General features: G+C 66.7%; 12 protein-coding genes. 3 read left to right on the plus strand and 9 right to left on the minus strand.

Going from position 1 to position 16,796, the window contains the following annotated elements; all coding sequences use genetic code 11:
* Positions 1-52 precede the first annotated feature (52 nt).
* The 3 genes from AC0ZJQ_RS16080 to AC0ZJQ_RS16090 all read left to right on the plus strand — a co-directional run bounded on the left by AC0ZJQ_RS16080 (position 53) and on the right by AC0ZJQ_RS16090 (position 5,569).
* Entirely contained in the window at positions 53-1,288 is a 1,236-nt protein-coding gene (locus AC0ZJQ_RS16080; RefSeq protein ID WP_476476927.1) for an exonuclease SbcCD subunit D C-terminal domain-containing protein, read from the plus strand.
* A complete protein-coding gene (locus tag AC0ZJQ_RS16085) occupies positions 1,285-4,929 on the plus strand; it encodes an SbcC/MukB-like Walker B domain-containing protein (protein WP_476476928.1) in 3,645 nt (1,214 codons plus the stop codon). The genes AC0ZJQ_RS16080 and AC0ZJQ_RS16085 overlap by 4 nt, the downstream gene beginning before the upstream one ends.
* Positions 4,930-5,017: 88 nt before the next feature.
* Positions 5,018-5,569 carry a cytochrome b gene (locus AC0ZJQ_RS16090; RefSeq protein ID WP_102827784.1) on the plus strand — a complete coding sequence of 184 codons (552 nt, stop codon included), beginning with the start codon at positions 5,018-5,020 and terminating at the stop codon, positions 5,567-5,569.
* A gap of 55 nt (positions 5,570-5,624) precedes the next feature.
* Here the strand turns inward: AC0ZJQ_RS16090 and AC0ZJQ_RS16095 are convergent, their stop codons facing one another.
* From AC0ZJQ_RS16095 to AC0ZJQ_RS16135, 9 genes are all read right to left on the minus strand, one after another.
* Positions 5,625-6,857 (minus strand): molybdopterin molybdotransferase MoeA, encoded by a 1,233-nt coding sequence (locus tag AC0ZJQ_RS16095; protein WP_476476929.1) that lies wholly within the window; start codon positions 6,855-6,857, stop codon positions 5,625-5,627.
* The gene (gene moaB / locus AC0ZJQ_RS16100) at positions 6,854-7,399 is read right to left on the minus strand and encodes a molybdenum cofactor biosynthesis protein B (protein ID WP_476476930.1); all 546 of its coding nucleotides are present in this window, start codon (positions 7,397-7,399) and stop codon (positions 6,854-6,856) included. Before moaB ends, AC0ZJQ_RS16095 begins: the two co-directional genes overlap by 4 nt.
* A 120-nt stretch (positions 7,400-7,519) precedes the next feature.
* Positions 7,520-7,768, minus strand: coding sequence for a MoaD/ThiS family protein (locus AC0ZJQ_RS16105; protein ID WP_008569775.1), 249 nt, complete (start codon positions 7,766-7,768; stop codon positions 7,520-7,522).
* Positions 7,769-7,790: 22 nt separating this feature from the next.
* A complete protein-coding gene (gene moaA, locus AC0ZJQ_RS16110) occupies positions 7,791-8,780 on the minus strand; it encodes a GTP 3',8-cyclase MoaA (protein WP_102827786.1) in 990 nt (329 codons plus the stop codon).
* Between the two features lie 80 nt (positions 8,781-8,860).
* Positions 8,861-9,814: a peptidylprolyl isomerase gene (locus AC0ZJQ_RS16115; RefSeq protein WP_476477784.1), complete on the minus strand. Its 954-nt coding sequence runs from the start codon at positions 9,812-9,814 to the stop codon at positions 8,861-8,863.
* 74 nt (positions 9,815-9,888) lie between these two features.
* Complete coding sequence (gene narI / locus AC0ZJQ_RS16120; protein WP_476476931.1) at positions 9,889-10,689, minus strand: respiratory nitrate reductase subunit gamma; 801 nt, start codon at positions 10,687-10,689, stop codon at positions 9,889-9,891.
* A complete protein-coding gene (gene narJ, locus AC0ZJQ_RS16125; RefSeq protein WP_155550676.1) occupies positions 10,689-11,435 on the minus strand; it encodes a nitrate reductase molybdenum cofactor assembly chaperone in 747 nt (248 codons plus the stop codon). Before narJ ends, narI begins: the two co-directional genes overlap by 1 nt.
* A gap of 2 nt (positions 11,436-11,437) precedes the next feature.
* A complete protein-coding gene (gene narH, locus AC0ZJQ_RS16130) occupies positions 11,438-12,976 on the minus strand; it encodes a nitrate reductase subunit beta (RefSeq protein ID WP_008569770.1) in 1,539 nt (512 codons plus the stop codon).
* 11 nt (positions 12,977-12,987) lie between these two features.
* On the minus strand, positions 12,988-16,743 hold the full coding sequence (locus AC0ZJQ_RS16135) for a nitrate reductase subunit alpha (protein WP_476476932.1): 3,756 nt from the start codon (positions 16,741-16,743) through the stop codon (positions 12,988-12,990).
* Positions 16,744-16,796 lie beyond the last annotated feature (53 nt).

A 16,796-nucleotide genomic window follows, 5' to 3' on the forward strand; every position in this document is an offset into this window, starting at 1 on the left:
CCGGCCGGCTGCCGCGGCGCGCCCACCTTCGCTCAGCAAGAGCCCAACGCCCATGCGCCTGATCCACACCTCCGACTGGCACCTCGGCCAGACCCTCCACGGCCAGGACCGCGACCACGAACACGCGCAGTTCCTCGCCTGGCTGCTCGACCAGCTGATCGCCCAGCGCGCCGACGCTCTGCTCATCGCCGGCGACGTGTTCGACACGGTCAATCCGCCACTCAAGGCCCAGGAGCGCCTCTACGACTTCATCGTCCGCGCCCACGAGAAACTGCCGCAGCTGGACATCGTGATGATCGCCGGCAACCACGACTCGGGCGGGCGCATCGAGCTGCCGGCGCCCCTGATGAAGCGCCTCAATGCCCACGCCGTCGGCCGCATCAGCTGGGTCGCCGAGGGCCAGCTCGACCATCAGCGGCTGCTGGTGCCGCTGCATGACGCCGCTGGCAATACCGCCGCCTGGTGCCTCACCTTGCCCTTCCTGCGCCCGGCCGAGGTCACCGGCGTGGAACTGGGCGACGACTACATGACCGGCATTCGCCAGGTGCATGAGCGGCTCATCGCTGCCGCCGAGGCCGCACGCCAGCCGGGCCAGGCGCTGGTCGCCATGAGCCATGCGCACATGGCCGGCGGCGCGGTATCGGAGGAGTCCGAGCGCAACATCGTCATCGGCAATGCCGAAGCGCTGCCGGCCAGCCTGTTTCCCGAATCGGTCGCCTATGTCGCCCTCGGCCACCTGCACAAGCCGCAGCAGGTCGCCGGGCAGGCGCGCATCCGCTACAGCGGCTCGCCGCTGCCGCTGTCCTTCGCCGAGGTCAACTACGCGCATCAGGTGCTGCTGGTCGAACTCGACGGCGAGCAGCTGGCGCAGGTCGAAAGCCTGCCGGTGCCACGTGCGGTGGAGATGATCCGCATCGGCCGAGCGCCGCTGGCCGAGGTCATCACCGCGCTGGAGGCGCTGCCGCCCACCGGGCTGTTCGACGAAAACCTGCCCTGGCTGGAAGTACGCGTGCTGCTCGACGAGCCGCTGCCGGACCTGCGCCAGCGCATCGAAACCGCGATCGCCGGCAAGGCCTGCCGGCTGGTACGCATCGCCAGCGAATACGCCGGCCGACGCGGCGAAACGGAATCGGAAGTGCTGCTCGGCCTCGACCAGATCAGCCCGCAGGAGCTGTTCGCCCGCGCCTGGGAAGAACAGTACGGCAACCCGGCAGACGAACAGGCGCTGGACGATTTCGCCACGCTCCTGCAACGCGTCGAGTTCGCCAGTGAGGAAATTGAGCGATGAAAATCCTCGCCATCCGCCTGAAGAACCTGGCCTCACTGGCCGGTGAGCAGGTCATCGACTTCACCGCCGAACCACTGGCCAGCGCCGGGCTGTTCGCCATCACCGGGCCTACCGGTGCGGGCAAGAGCACCATCCTCGACGCCCTCTGCCTGGCGTTATTCGGCAGCACGCCGCGCCTGGACAGCGTCTCGCCGCTGAACAAGGTCCCCGACGTCGAAGCCGAGATCGGCGGCGGCGACGAGCGCAACCTGCTGCGCCGCGGCTGCGGCAGCGGCTATGCCGAGGTGGATTTCGTCGGGGTCGACGGCCACCGCTACCGCGCCCGCTGGGAGGTCAAACGCGCCCGCGAGAAGATCGACGGCCGCCTGCAGGCCAGCAGCCAGAGCCTTACGGATCTCGACAGCGGCACGCTCCTGGCCAGCGGCAAGAAGCGCGAGTTCAAGGAATTGCTCGAAGCGCGCCTGGGGCTGACCCTGGCGCAGTTCACCCGCGCCGTGCTGCTGGCGCAGAGCGAGTTCTCCGCCTTCCTCAAGGCCGACGACAACGAGCGCGGCACCCTGCTGGAAAAGCTCACCGACACCGGCCTTTACAGCCGCCTCGGCCAGGCCGCCTTCGAGGCCGCCAAGCAGGCGAAGGAAAGCCTGACCCGCCTGGAACAGCAGGCCGGCGGTCTGCAGCCGCTGGAGCCGGAGCAGCGTGCAGCACTGCAGCGCGAACATCAGGCCCAGCTCGACGAACTGAAGCAGCTGCAACAGCAGCTCAAGGTGCTGGAAACCCAGCGGCAATGGCTCAGCGAGCTGCAGCGCCTGGAAGGCGAGCGCGATACCGCCCGCCAGCAACTGCAGGACGCTGAAGACGAGCGCGAGAGCCTGGCCGAGGCCCGGCGCATTCTCGAGCTGTTCGAATTGCTCGCGCCGCAGCGCCATCGTTTTCTACGTCAGCAGGAACTCGATCCGCTGCTGGGCAAAGCCGCCGACAGCCTGACGCGCCTGCAGTACGAGGAACAAAGCCTGCAGCAACGTCTCGACAGCTTGCAGAGCCAATGCGCAGCAGCCGGCAATGACCTGCGCTCAGCCGAACAGGCGCGGCAGACGGCCGAGCCGAGGCTGACGCAGGCACGCCGCGAAGAGGAACGCCTCAGCCATCTGAACGCCGACCTTGCCGCAATCCGCGAAGAAAGCGCCCAGGCCGATGTCGCGGTCAGTGCCGGCGAGGCAACCCTCAAGCAGCTCGACGCACAACAGCAGCGCGCCGCCGAACAGCTCGCGACGCTGACCCAGCAACTCGACACGAGCGCCGCGCTGCAAACGCTCTGTGCCGCCTGGGGCGGTTACCGGCCACGTCTGCAACAGGCCGTGCAGCTGGCGGCGCGGCTGCAGCAAGGGCAGAGCGAACTCCCCGCGCTGCAAGCGCAGGCTGAAGCCGCGGAGGCGCAGCAAAGCCAGGCGCGAGCGGCGCTGGATAGCCTGCAAGGCGAACGCGACAGCGAGATCGGGCTGGCCGAACAGCTGGCCCAGTTGCATCGCCAGCTCGACGATTGGCGCCAGACCGAACGCGAAACCGATGCGCTGCATCAGCTCTGGTCGCAGCAGCTCACGCTCGTCGCCAGCCAGCGCGAACTGAGCGACGCCCACAGTCGCCAGCAGGCCGAGCTGGACAGCCTGGTGCCGCTGGGCAAACAGGTCCGCAGCGAACGCGACGCCGCCGAGCAGGCGCTCAAGGTCACTCTCGCCCTGCTCGAACGCCAGCGCCTGGCGCGCAGCGAGAATGTCGAGGCGCTGCGCGCGGCGCTGGTCCCCGGCGAGCCCTGCCCAGTCTGCGGCAGCGGCGAGCATCCCTGGCACCAGACCGATGCGCTGGTTGCCAGCCTCGACCGCCACGATGACCGCGAGGCCGAGCGCGCGCAGCAGGCGCTGCAGGAACAGGATCAGCGTCTGCAGGAGCTGCGTGACCACCACGTCGCACTCAGCACGCAGCTGCGCCAGACGCAGCAGCGCCAGGGCGAAGTCGACGCGCAGCTGCAGGCTCTGGCGCCGCGTCTGCTCGCCCTGCCTGCGCATGCACAATTGCTGCAGCAGCCGGAAGCCGAGCGTTCGCAATGGCTGCAAGCGCAGCTGACCAATCTCAAAGACCAGATCGCCAGTGCCAGCCAGCGCCAGCAGCAACTGCTCGCCCTGCAACAGCGCAGCGAAACCCTGCAGCAGGCCTGGCAAGCGGCACGCGAAGCCTGTGTCGAAGCAACTCAACAACTCGCCCGCCAACGCGATGCGCTCGCCCGCGACAGCCAACAACTCGACGAGGAACTGCAGGCGTTTGCCGAACTGTTGCCCGCCGAGCAGCTGCAGCGCTGGCGCGAGAACCCGGCGCAGACCTTCATGCAGCTGGACGCCAGCATCGCCACGCGGCTGCAACAGCTGCAACAGCAGAGCGAGCTGGCCGAGGAGCTGCGCCAGTGCGAGCAGCGCCGCAACGACGAGCACCTGCAGCAACGCCATCGCCAGGAGAAACAGACGAGCTGCAACGCGCGGTTGAGCGAGCGCGAGAAACTGCTGCTGGCCAGCCAGCAGGCGCTGCGCACCAGTCTCGGCGAACAGACCAGCGCCAGCGCCTGGCAACAGCAGCTGGATGCGGCCATCCAGACCGCACGTCAGGCGCAGGTCGCGATCGATCAACAGCTCAACGACAGCAAGCTCGGCCTGACGCGGCTGCACAGCGAGCAGCGGAACTGTCGCGAGCGCCACGCCGAACTGGCGCAGGAACGCGACGCGTTGAATGCCGAACTCGCCACCTGGCGCGCCGACCATCCGCAGCTGGACGACGCCACCCTCGCGCAGCTGCTGCACATGGACGACCAGCTGATCGCCGAGGCGCGTCAGCGCCTGCAGCAGAACAGCGAAACCCTGACCCGCTGTCGCGAGCGTCTGGATGGCTGCCTCAACCGCCTGAACCTGCACAACCAGCAGCAGAGCGAAACACCGGACGCCGGGCAGCTGCAGCAACGCCACGCCGAGCAACTGCAGCAGTGCGAGCTGGCCGACCAGCACTGCGCGGAAACCCGCGCCAGACTGATCGACGACGACAAACGCCGCAGCCAGAGCCAGGCGTTGCTTGCCGAGATCGACGCCGCACGGGCCGAGCATCAGCGCTGGGGGCGTATCGCCGCGCTGATCGGCTCCAGCGACGGCGGTGCCTTCCGCAAGATCGCCCAGGTCTACAACCTCGACCTGCTGGTGCAGCACGCCAACGTGCAGCTGCGCCAGCTGGCGCGGCGTTACCGGCTCAAGCGCGGCGGAAGTCCGCTGGGCCTCCTGGTGATGGATACCGAGATGGGCGACGAGCTGCGCTCGGTGCACTCGCTGTCCGGCGGCGAGACCTTCCTCGTTTCGCTGGCGCTGGCGCTGGGCCTGGCCTCGATGGCCTCGAGCAAGCTCAGGATCGAGTCGCTGTTCATCGACGAAGGCTTCGGCAGCCTCGATCCCGAGTCGCTGCAGATCGCCATGGACGCACTGGATTCGCTGCAGGCCCAGGGTCGCAAGGTGGCGGTGATCAGCCACGTCGCGGAAATGCACGAGCGCATTCCGGTGCAGATCCAGGTGCAGCGCCAGGGCAACGGTCAGAGTGCGCTGAGGATCGTCGGTTGAGGTGCGCCGGCGCGGCAGGCCGGCTAAGTTTCGCTTAAGTTTCGCCGCCTAGAATCACCCTCCGTTACCCCTACGTGGAGCAGGTGAAATGAACGGTAAAACGGGTGTGGCGAGCTACGGACGGCTGTCCATCGGCTTGCACTGGTTGATGCTGCTGCTGATCGCGGCGGTCTACGCGACCATCGAACTGCGAGTCAACTTCGCCAAGGGCAGCGAGCCGCGCGAGCTGCTCAAACACTGGCACTTCATGCTCGGCATGGCAGTGTTTGCGCTGGTCTGGCTGCGACTGCTGGCGCGCTGGCTGCACCCGGCGCCGAAGGCAGTGCCGGGCGCCGGCTGGGAACAGGCGCTGGCGAAGCTGATGCACCTGGCGCTGTACGCACTGATGATCGGCCTGCCGCTGCTGGGTTGGCTGACGCTGAGCGCGGCCGGCAAGCCGATTCCGTTCTTCGGCCTCGAGCTGCCGGCGCTGATCGACGCCAACAAGGACCTCGCCGGTCAGTTCAAGGAGCTGCATGAAACCCTGGCGGTCGCCGGCTACTGGCTGATCGGCCTGCATGCCGCCGCCGCGCTGTTCCACCAGTACGTACGCCGCGACGGCACCCTGCAGCGGATGCTGCCGCAGCGCCACCGGGCCTGACCCGCAGACGCAAAAACGCCCGGTCGACTCATCATCGACCGGGCGTTTTCGTATCTCAGCCGAGCAATGCGCTGAACGGCAGATACTCGACGGTTTCGCCCTCTTCCAGCGTGCGCTCGCGCTCGACGATGGCCAGGCCATCCGCCCAGCTGGCGGAGGTCAGCATCGCCGAACCCTGGCGCGGATGCAGGCAGACGCGCAGCTCGCCATCGACCTGCTCCAGCCGCGCGCGCAGATACTGACGGCGGTTGTTGCGTTTGCGCCAGGCGAAGCCGGCGGTCAGGCGCAGCGGCGTAGGCAGCACATCGCGGCAGCCCTGCGCACGCAGCAGGAACGGCCGAGCCACCACCAGCGAGGTGATCAGCGCCGCCGCCGGATTGCCCGGCAGGCCGATCCACGGTTTGCCGTTGACCTCACCGAAGGCCAGCGGCTTGCCCGGCTGGATCGCCAGGCGCCACAGGTGCAGCTCGCCGAGTTCGCGGATCGCCTGCTTGAGGTGATCCTCCTCGCCCACCGAAACGCCGCCGGAGGTGATCAGGATGTCCCACTCGGCTGCCGCCTGCGCCAGGGCCTTGCGACTGGCGTCAAGGTCGTCGACCAGCACTTCATAGTCGTGCACTTCCAGCCCGAGGCTGCGCAGCACGCCGAGCAGGCAGTAGCGGTTGGAGTTGTAGATCTGCCCCGGCGCCAGCGGCTGGCCGGGTTCGCGCAGCTCGTTGCCGCTGGACAGCAGGCCGACGCGCAGGCGCCGGTAGACCGCCACGCGGGCGATGCCGAAGCTCGCCAGCAGCCCCAGCTCCTGCGGACGCAGGCGTTTACCGGCTTCCAGCACCGGCGTACCGGCTTGCAGTTCCTCGCCCTGGCGACGCACATGGGCGCCGAGGCTGACGCCGGGGAAATGCACGCGCTCGGCCTCGATCTGGCAGTCCTCCTGCGCCACCACGGTGTCGGCACCCGGCGGCAGCGGCGCGCCGGTGAAGATACGCACCGCGTGGCCGGCCGGCAGTTGCTGGTCGGCGGCATCACCCGCGGCGATGCGCCCGGCCAACGGCAGCCAGCCACCTTCGGCCGGCAGATCGGCGGCGCGCAGGGCGTAACCGTCCATCGCGCTGTTGTCCCACGCCGGCACCGGGAACGGAGCGGCGAGCGGCTCGGCCAGCACTCGGCCGAGCGCATCGGAGAGCGCCACGTGCTCCACCGCCGGCAGCGCCGGCACCCGCGCCAGCAGCGCCTCGATGGCCTCGTCGACCGGCTTCAGTCCGCTGGTGTCGCAGCCGCAGGCGCTCATGAGCGTGGCCCGCAGTAGACGACCGCCGAGGCCTTGAGGTGCGGTACGAAGTTGCACGGCTTGGTGCGGCTGTCCAGCTGCTCGACGAGGATCTTGTTCCAGGCGGTGCGGCAGGCGTTGGTCGAGCCGGGCAGGCAGCAGACCAGGGTGCCGTTGCTCATGCCGGCCAGGGCGCGCGACTGCACGGTGGAAGTGCCGATCTCGCCCAGCGAGAAGTGGCGGAACAGTTCGCCGAAACCGTCGACGGACTTGTCCAGCAGCGGCTGTACCGCTTGCGGGGTGTTGTCACGGGCGGTGAAGCCGGTGCCGCCGGTGATCAGCACGACCTGCACGTGCTCGCTGGCGATCCAGCTGCAGACGCGCGCGCGAATCTGCCAGATGTCGTCCTTGACGATGGCGCGCTCGGCCAGGCTGTGGCCGGCGTTCGTGAGGCCGTCGATCAGCGCCTGACCGGAGGTGTCGGAATCGATGTCGCGGGTGTCGCTCACCGTGAGCACGGCGATGTTCAGCGACTGAAACTCGGTGTTGGACAGGTGAGCCATTGCTCGAAACTCCATAGAAGAAGAGGTGGCGCAGGCCGAGCCTGCGGCTGCCCGGGGACCATTCCCCGTGGCGGGTGGTTCGTGTCGCCGGCCTCGTTCGCGGGCCGCGCGATGCGTCGCTCAGCCGCCAGTGACCGGCGGGAAGAAGGCGATCTCGTCGCCATCGTGCAACGTCTCGGCGCTGCTGCACAGCTCCTGATTGCGCGCGCACAGCAGATTGCGCTCGGCGAGCAGCGCCCAGGCGTGCCCGCGACGCTGCAGGTAGCGGCGCAGATCGTCGATGGTGGCGAACTCCGGCCGCCAGGGCAAACGTTCGAACTCGCAGCCGAGCAGTTCACGGTAACGGGCGAAATAGCTGATGCGCAGCATGGCACCCTCCGGCCGCGACGGCTCAGCCGCCGCTGGCGTTCATGAAGCGCAGCACCTGCACCTCGCCGCTGCTGGCGAACTCGTGGCGCAGCGGTTTGCGCTGCAGCGCGGCGTGGATGGCGTCGATGATCGGCTGGTCGCTGGTCGGATGGCGGCGCAGCAGACCGCGCAGGTCGATGGAGTTCTCGTGGCCGAGACACAGCAGCAGGCGGCCTTCGACGGTCAGGCGCACGCGGTTGCAGGTGGCACAGAAGTTGTGCGAATGCGGCGAAATGAAGCCGATGCGCGTCTGCGGATGCGCCGGCAGCCGCACGTAGCGCGCCGGCCCGCCGCTCTGCTCGGCCGAGTCGATCAGCGCGTGGCGTTCGGCGATCAGCGCGCGCACCTCGTCGCTGGAGCAGAAACTCTCGCCGCGCGAGCGACCGACGTCGCCCAGCGGCATTTCCTCGATGAAACTCAGGTCCAGCCCGCTGGCGATGGCGAAATCCACCAGATCGGCGACTTCCTCGGCGTTGCGACCCTTCATCACCACGGCGTTGAGCTTGATCCGCTCGAAGCCGGCGGCACGCGCCGCGGCGATGCCGTCGAGTACCTGCTGCAGCTCGCCGGTGCGGGTGATGGCATGGAATTTCTCCGCGTCCAGGCTATCCAGGCTGATGTTCAGCCGCTTGACCCCGGCGCGTGCCAGCGGTTCGGCAAGCTTGACCAGCTGCGAGCCGTTGGTGGTCATCACCAGTTCGCGCAGGCCCGGCAGCGCGGCGATGCGCTCGCACAGACCGACGATGCCCTGGCGTACCAGCGGCTCGCCGCCGGTGAGGCGAATCTTCTTCACCCCCAGGCCGACGAAGATGCGCGCGATGCGCTCCAGTTCTTCCAGGCCGAGCACCTGCTGGCGCGGCAGGAAGGTCATGTCCTCGGCCATGCAGTAGACGCAGCGGAAGTCGCAACGATCGGTCACCGACATGCGCAGGTAGTCGATCTGGCGGTCGTGGGCATCGCGTAGTTGAGTCATCGCCAAGCTCTCTGTACGTCGTGGGGGATGGCGCGTCGCGAGACGGTGGATGGTCGAAACGCCATCCACCCTACCCGCCGTTACTGCATCAGCGGCGTGTCCGCGCCCTGGATGCGAATGCCTTCGATGTTCGCCGCAGCGACCAGGTTCTGCAGGTACTGGCTGACGCCGATCTGCCAGACGCGCTGGTTGAGCTCCGCGCGGATGGTGCCGGCTACCGCCTCGTAAGGCAGCTGCTGGCCCTCGATGCGCTGGTCGACGAACACCAGATGGAAGCCGTAGCGGCTCTCCAGCGGCTGACCGCACAGCCCCTGCGGCAGACGGAACAGCTGGCGCTCGAACTCGGGCACGGTCTGGCCCTTGCTGATCTGACCGAGCGCACCGCCCTGAGCCTTGGATGGGCAGGCCGAGTGTGCCTCGGCCAGTTCGGCGAAGCGCTGTGGCGTCTGCGCCAGTTGTTCGAGCAGCGCCTGCGCCTGTTCGCGCGCCAGGCTGCGGGCCTCGTCGTCATCCGCCGGACAGGCGAGTAGGATGTGCCGCACGGCCAGCAGAGGTGCGCTGAAGAAGCGCGACTGATTGCTCTGGTAATACTGCTGGCAGGTCGCATCATCGGCCAGCGGCAGTGGAATCTCTTTTTCGATCAACGCACGGGTGGCGGCCTCTTCTTCGCTCTCGCCATTTTCTGCAGTCACCTGCAGGCCCAGCTCGGCGATGCGTTGCTGCAGCAACTCGCGCAGCACCAGCGCCTGGGTGGCGAGGAATACCGCTTCGTTGCGCGTATCGGCCGGGTGGTATTGCAGTTCACGGGCAATCGCCTCGGGGCTGATCGCCACGCCGTTGACCTTGGCCCGCGGCCATTCCTGCTCGCTGGTGGCGATCAGCACCGGTGCGGCTTGCTGCACCTCTTCGGCCTGTTCGTCGCTCTCGTTGGGCAGCTCCTCGAACAGGGGCGCCTCCACCGGTAGTTCGACCGCTGGCCGCGTTTCACCGCCGCAGCCACCGCCGCCACCCGTACCGCCGCATCCACAACCCATGATGGTTACCTCACTCAAGCTCGAAATTCGGTTCAGCCGTGGCGGCCGGTGTCAGGCACCGGCCGCCCATCGACTCAGTTCACGCCATCCTTGAGTTTGCCTGCGGCGAAGCCCGGCTGCGGAGCAGCCACACCGCTGGTGGCTACCGGAGACTCATAGCCACGCGGCCGCTGCGGGCGCGGCATGGCCGGCTTGACGCCCTTCTGCCGGACGATCTGGTAGCGCCGGCCCAGGTACCACACCGGCGCACTGACGATGTGCACCAGACGGGTGAAGGGGAACAGCACGAACAGGGTCAGGCCGAGGAACACGTGCAGCTTGTACACCACGTTGACCGTCTCGATGGCGCCCGCGGCCTTGACCGGCTGCAGGGTGACGATGCTCTGCGCCCAGGTGCCCAGCAGCACCATCACCGAGCCGTCGAGGTGGCCGAGCGAGGCGATGATGGTCAGCAGGCCGAGGACCAGCTGAGCCAGCAGCACGAAGAGGATCGCGATGTCGGAACGGCTGGACGAGGCGCGCACGCGCGGATCGCCGAGGCGGCGCTGGATCAGCATGACCAGGCCGATCAGGCAGAGGATGCCGAAGAAGCCACCGGAAACCATCGCCACCACCTGCTTCTGACCGCTGGTGATGAAGGAGTGGTACAGCGCCTCAGGCATCAGCAGACCGACGAAGTGGCCGCAGAGGATGAAGATCACCCCGACGTGGAACAGGTTGCTCGCCAGACGCATGCCCTTGGGCTGGAGCATCTGGCTGGAACCGGCCTTCCAGCTGTACTGCGACAGATCGAAACGCGCCCAGCTGCCGATCAGGCAGATCGCCAGGGCGATGTAGGGATAGGCCCCGAACAGCAGGAAATTGAAGTTAGACATTAACGCACCTCCTGGGCCAGCGCGGCTTGCCCGTCATGCTTGAAATCGGTCCAGTGCAGCGGCACCGGGCTTTCCTCGCGGACCTTGCCCGGCCCGCTCGGCATGGATGGACACCGGTCCTGCTGCTCGGCCTGGAGGAAGTTGACCTGCTCCTCCTCCCAGACCTTGTCCAGCGCTTCCAGCGAATCGTCGCGCTCCTCCGCGGCGACCAGCTCGCGCAGTTCGCCGACGGCCTGTTCGACGGTCTCGCCAGCAATCTGCAGCAGCGCGTGGAAGCACGCCGCGTGCGGGCTTTGGCGCTCTTCCAGACGTGCGGCGAGCAATGCCAGCAGGTGTGCCACGTCGGCCAGCCCCTCGCGGGCCTCGAGGTCCTCGCGGGTGGCGAGGTACTCGAGGTACAGCGGGATGTAGTCCGGCAGCTCGCGCACGCCGATGGCGAACCCGGCGGCTTCGTACTGCGCCATCAGGTCAACCATCGCCTGGCCACGGTCACGCGACTCGCCGTGCACGTGCTCGAACAGCAGCAGCGACAGCGTGCGGCCGCGGTCGAACAACTCGGTGTAGCGCTCCTGCACGTCCATCAGATCGCCGGCAGCCAGCTCGTCGAGCAGGCTGCGCAGCGCGGCGCGCTGCGCCGGGCTGATCTCGCGAGCCGCGGCGATGGCCTCGGCCAGTTCGGCATGGCCATCGCGCAGCGCCTGCTCGGGATAGTCGAGCAGCAGGGAAATCACCTTGAGGATGCGCATGCTCAGTCCTCCCACAACTGGACGGTCTTGATCACGTCGCGACGGTTGGCCTTCTTCGCACCGAACATGTTGGTGTCCGAGGCGCCGGAGCAACCGCTGCCGAAGCTGAAGCCACAGCCGGAACGCTCGGCGAAGGCGTCGCTCATGGCTTCCTCGCGGTGCGCGGTCGGGATCACGTAGCGGTCTTCGTAGTTGGCAATGGCCAGGTAGCGGTACATGTCCTCGACCTGGGCAACCGAAAGACCGACGCTCTCCAGCACCTTGAGGTCCTGCACGCCGTCGACCTGCTCGGCGCGCTTGTAGGCACGCATGGCGAGCATGCGCTTGAGCGCCAGCTTGACCGGCTTCTCGTCACCGGCGGTGAGCAGGTTGGCCAGGTAGCGCAGCGGAATGCGCAGGCTGTCGACGTCCGGCAGTACGCCGTCCATGCTGACGTGGCCGGCGCTGGCGGCGTTCTGGATAGGCGACAGCGGCGGCACGTACCAGACCATCGGCAGCGTGCGGTATTCCGGGTGCAGCGGCAGGGCCAGCTTCCAGTCCACCGCCATCTTGTACACCGGCGACTTCTGCGCGGCCTCGATCACCGACATCGGCACGCCGTCGGCCTGCGCCTGGGCGATGACCTTCGGATCGAACGGGTCGAGGAAGATGTCCAGCTGCTTCTGGTAGAGGTCCTGCTCGTTGGGCGTGCTGGCCACTTCGAGGATGCGGTCGGCGTCATACAGCAGCACGCCGAGGTAGCGGATGCGGCCCACGCAGGTCTCGGCGCAGACGGTCGGCATGCCGGCCTCGATGCGCGGGAAGCAGAAGATGCACTTCTCGGATTTACCGCTCTTCCAGTTGAAGTAGATCTTCTTGTACGGGCAGCCGCTGATGCACATACGCCAGCCGCGGCACTTCTCCTGGTCGATGAGGACGATGCCGTCCTCCTCGCGCTTGTAGATCGCACCGCTCGGGCAGGCCGCCGCGCACGCCGGGTTGAGGCAGTGCTCGCACAGGCGCGGCAGGTACATCATGAAGGTGTTCTCGTACTGGCCGTAGATGTCGGCCTGCACCTTGTCGAAGTTCTTGTCCTTGCGGCGCTTGGCGAACTCGGTGCCGAGAATCTCTTCCCAGTTGGGACCCCACTCGATCTTCTCCATGCGCTGGCCGGAGATCAGCGAGCGCGGGCGCGCCACCGGCTGGTGATCGGAGATCGGCGCGGTGTGCAGGTTCTGGTAGTCGAAGTCGAACGGCTCGTAGTAGTCGTCGATCGAGGGCAGGTCCGGGTTGGCGAAGATGTTCGCCAGCACGCGGAACTTGCCACCGATGCGCGGGTTGATGCTGCCGTCGCCGTTACGTACCCAGCCGCCCTTCCACTTGTCCTGGTTTTCCCACTCTTTCGGGTAGCCGATACCGGGCTTGGTCTCGACGTTGTTGAACCAGGCGTATTCCATGCCTTCGCGGCTGGTCCAGACGTTCTTGCAGGTGATCGAGCAGGTGTGGCAGCCGATGCACTTGTCCAGGTTCAGGACCATGCCTACTTGTGAACGAATCTTCATGGCCTTTTTCCTCAGATATCTTGCGGCAGGGGTTGCGGCAGTGCATCGCCGTTCGGGCCGTCGAGCCAGTCGACGTTCTTCATCTTGCGTACCACGACGAATTCATCGCGGTTGCAACCGACCGTGCCGTAGTAGTTGAAGCCGTACGCCAGCTGGGCGTAGCCGCCGATCATGTGGGTGGGCTTGAGCACCACGCGGGTCACCGAGTTGTGGTGGCCGCCGCGGGTCTTGGTGGTCTCGGAGCCGGGCACGTTCACGATGCGTTCCTGGGCGTGGTACATCATCACCATGCCTTCCATCACGCGCTGGCTGACCACCGCACGGGCGGTCAGGGCGCCGTTGGCGTTGAAGCACTCGATCCAGTCGTTGTCCTCGATGCCGACCTTCTTCGCGTCGATCTCGCTCATCCACACGATCGGGCCGCCACGGCTGAGGGTCAGCATGATCAGGTTGTCGGTGTAGGTGGAGTGGATGCCCCACTTCTGGTGCGGGGTGATCCAGTTCAGCGCGATCTCCGGATTGCCGTTGGACTTCTTGCCCTGCACGTAGCCGGTGGAACGGGTGTTGATCGGCGGCCGGTAGCTCATCAGCCCCTCGCCGAATGCCAGCATCCATGGGTGATCCTGATAGAACTGCTGGCGGCCGGTGATGGTGCGCCATGGGATCAGCTCGTGAACGTTGGTATAGCCGGCGTTGTACGACACGTGCTCGTCTTCCAGGCCGGACCAGGTCGGGCTGGAGATGATCTTGCGCGGCTGCGCCTGGATGTCACGGAAGCGGATCGCCTCGTGCTCCTTGGGCAGCGCGAGGTGGCTGTGGTCACGGCCGGTGAACTCCGACAGCGCGGCCCAGGCCTTCACGGCGACGTGGCCGTTGGTTTCCGGCGCCAGCGAGAGGATCACTTCCGCCGCGTCGATGGCCGTTTCGATCTTCGGCCGGCCCTGGCTGACGCCCTCCTCGCGCACCTTGTAGTTCAGCTCGCCGAGGAACTCGACCTCGTGCTCGGTGTTCCAGTTGATGCCCTTGCCGCCGTTGCCCAGCTTGTCCAGCAGCGGGCCGAGGGAGGTGAATTTCTTGTAGGTGTTCGGATAGTCGCGCTCGACCACAGTGATGTTCGGGCAGTTCTTGCCCGGCACCGGGTCCTTGCCCTCGGTTTTCCAGTCGGTGCCGCCAAACGGCTGCGCCAGCTCACCGGGGGTGTCGTGCAGCAGCGGCACGGTGACCAGATCCTGTTCGACGCCCAGCTGCCCTTCGGCCATCTTCGAGAAGGCCTTGGCGATGCCCTTGTAGATTTCCCAGTCGGACTTGGCTTCCCAGGCCGGATCGATCGCCGCGGACAACGGGTGGATGAACGGGTGCATGTCCGAGGTGTTCATGTCGTCCTTCTCGTACCAGGTCGCGGTCGGCAGGACGATGTCGGAGTACACGCAGGTGGAGGACATGCGGAAGTCGAGGGTGGTGACCAGGTCGAGCTTGCCGATGGCACCGTCGTCGACCCACTCGGCCTCGGTCGGCTTGAAGCCGTCGGCACGCTTGCCGATGTCTTCGTTCATCACGCCGTTCTTGGTACCCAGCAGGTACTTGAGCATGTACTCGTGGCCCTTGCCGGAGGAACCCAGCAGGTTGGAACGCCAGACGAACATGTTGCGCGGGAAGTTTTCCGGGCTGTCCGGCTGCTCGCAGGAGAAGCGCAGCGTGCCGTCCTTCAGCGACTTGGTGACGTAGTCGACCGGCGACATGCTGGCGGCCTTGGCATCACGGCAGATCTGCAGCGGGTTGCGGTTGAGCTGCGGGGCGCTCGGCAGCCAGCCGGCACGTTCGGCGCGGATGTTGTAATCGAGCATGTGCTCGGGGAACTGCGACTTGTCGGCCAGCGGCGAGAGCACTTCGTGGATGCTCATCTTCTCGTGACGCCACTGCGAGCTGTGGTTGTAGAAGAAGCTGGTGCCGTTCATCTGGCGTGGCGGACGGCTCCAGTCGAGGCCGAAGGCCAGCGGCAGCCAGCCGCACTGCGGACGCAGCTTCTCCTGGCCGACGTAGTGGGCCCAGCCGCCACCGGTCTGACCCACGCAGCCACACAACATCAGCATGTTGATCAGGCCACGGTAGTTCATGTCCATGTGGTACCAGTGGTTCATCGCCGCACCGACGATGATCATGGAACGACCCTTGGTCTTGTCGGCGTTGTCGGCGAACTCGCGGGCGATCTGGATCGCCTTCTCGCGCGCCACGCCGGTGATCTTTTCCTGCCAGGCCGGAGTGCCCGGCACGCTGGCGTCGTCGTAGCTGGCGGCGACATTGCTGCCGCCCAAGCCACGGGCGATACCCAGGTTGGCGGCCATCAGGTCGAACACGCTGGCGACCTTGGCGCTGCGGCCGTCGGCCAGGGTGACGCTGAGTACCGGCACGCGACGCAGCTGGACTTCGTCGCCCTCGACCGCGGTGAAGTGCTCGTGAACCTGCCCGCCGAAGTAGGGGAAGGCGATCTCGGCGGTTTCGCCGCTGTCGATCTGGCTGAGTCGCAGATCGACTTCACGACCGGCGCCGCCCTCGCGGGCCTCGATGTTCCACTTGCCCTTCTCGCCCCAGCGGTAGCCGATCGAACCCTGCGGGGATACCAGCTCGCCGTTGGCGTCGACGCCGATGGTCTTCCACTCGGGGTTGTTGTCCTGGCCGAGGTTGCCGGTCAGGTCGGAGGCGCGCAGGAAGCGATCGGCGATGAAGCTGCCGTTCTTCTCGTTGAGCAGCACCAGCATCGGCATGTCGGTGTAGCGCTTGGCGTAGTCGGTGAAGTACGCGCTCGGCTTCTCGAGGTGGAATTCCTTGAAGATGACGTGGGCGAAGGCCTGCGCCAGCGCGGCGTCGGTGCCCTGCTTGGGGTTCAGCCAGAGGTCGGTGAGCTTGGCCACCTCGGAGTAGTCCGGGGTGATCGACACGGTCTTGGTGCCCTTGTAGCGGACTTCGGTGAAGAAGTGCGCGTCCGGGGTACGCGTCTGCGGGACGTTGGAGCCCCAGGCGATGATGTAGTTGGAGTTGTACCAGTCGGCCGATTCCGGCACGTCAGTCTGCTCGCCCCACACCTGCGGCGAGGACGGCGGCAGGTCGCAGTACCAGTCGTAGAACGACAGGCACACGCCACCGATCAGCGACAGGTAGCGGCTACCGGCAGCGTAGGAAACCATCGACATCGCCGGGATCGGCGAGAAGCCGACCACGCGGTCCGGGCCGTACTGCTTGACGGTGTAGACGTTGGCGGCGGCGATGATCTCGTTGACCTCGTCCCAGCTGGAGCGGATGAAGCCGCCCATGCCGCGCTTGCTCTTGTACGATTCGGCCTTGGCCTTGTCCTCGACGATGCTGGCCCAGGCATCCACCGGCGCCATGTTGCGGCGTGCCTCGCGCCAGAGTTTCAGCAGCGGCTTGCGCACCTTGGGGTACTTCAGGCGGTTGGCGCTGTAGATGTACCAGCTGTAGCTCGCGCCACGCGGGCAGCCACGCGGCTCGTGGTTGGGCAGGTCGTTACGGGTGCGCGGGTAGTCGGTCTGCTGGGTTTCCCAGGTGATCAGGCCGTTCTTCACGTAGATTTTCCAGGAGCACGAACCGGTGCAGTTCACCCCGTGGGTGGAACGCACGATCTTGTCGTACTGCCAGCGCGAGCGGTAGACGTTTTCCCAGTCACGCGATTCGATGCGGGTTTCGCCGTGTCCGTCAGCGAACTCTCCTTGCTTGCGATTGAAAAAGCGCAGCTGGTCGAGTAGGTAACTCATCGTTTCTTTCCTCTCAGACTGAGCGCAGGTCGTGCCTGCGCTCTACTTTTAAT

The organism is Stutzerimonas sp. 21-1, from assembly GCF_056336065.1.